1 pseudogene is annotated in these 1,002 nt (G+C 32.8%); it reads left to right on the forward strand.

The features are described from left to right. Positions 1–51 precede the first annotated feature (51 nt). Positions 52–800: pseudogene (locus tag CI949_RS20880) on the forward strand (LarC family nickel insertion protein). The last annotated feature ends 202 nt before the right edge of the window (positions 801–1,002 follow it).

A 1,002-nucleotide genomic window follows, 5' to 3' on the forward strand; every position in this document is an offset into this window, starting at 1 on the left:
GGAGCAGTTGATTCTATAGTAGATATTGTTGGAACTGCGATTTTGATTGAAATGCTGAATCCAGATCATATATATGCTTCAGCGGTAGCTTTAGGAACAGGATTTGTTGATGCTGCTCATGGCAGAATTCCGGTACCAGCACCAGCAACAATTGAAATTTTAAAAGGGGTGCCTGTTTTTTCAACTGGAGTTAGGAGAGAATTGGTTACGCCAACTGGAGCTGCTATAATTAAAACTTTAGCAGAAGATTTTATTCAGTTACCTGAAGTTGAGATATCAAAAATAGCTTATGGAGCCGGAAAGAAAGATTTTGAAATTACAAATCTGCTGCGGGTTTATCAGGCTAAAAAAAAAGCAAAAAAAACTTATTAATCTTAGAAACTAATATCGATGATATGAGTGGAGAGATTTATTCTTATCTGTTCCCAAGGTTATTAGAGGCGGGAGCCAAAGATGTTTATTTAACAAATATAATGATGAAGAAAAATCGTCCAGCTCAAAAACTGTCAGTTCTCATAGCTGAAGAAAAGAGAGATGAAATAGAGGAAATAATATTTAAAGAAACTTCTACTTTAGGTATCAGACGAAAAAAAGTCGAGCGAAGCTGTCTGCAGCGGAAATATTTTGAGTTAAATTCCTCAATAGGCAGTGTTACAATTAAGGCTGCTTATTATAAAGGTAAATTAATTAAATACTCTCCCGAATACGAAGAATGTAGGAAGCTAGCGGTAGGAAAAAACATAAGTCTGCAGCAGGTCTTTGACTTACTAAAAAAAGAATCAGCAGAAAAATTATTCTAATATTTAACTAAAGTGTCAGTTAGATGGTTTAAATCCAACTTCTGTCACTTTTTTGATGTACAAGCAGGAATTTATTAAATGACCTTGAATTTAATAAGTAACACTTTTTTTAAAAAAATGTTACGGAAGGAGTTTTTAATGTCAAATATTAAGCGTTTTGGAGTTTCTATAGAAGAAAATTTACTTAAAAAATTTGATCAAT

The organism is Halanaerobium sp., from assembly GCF_003070835.1.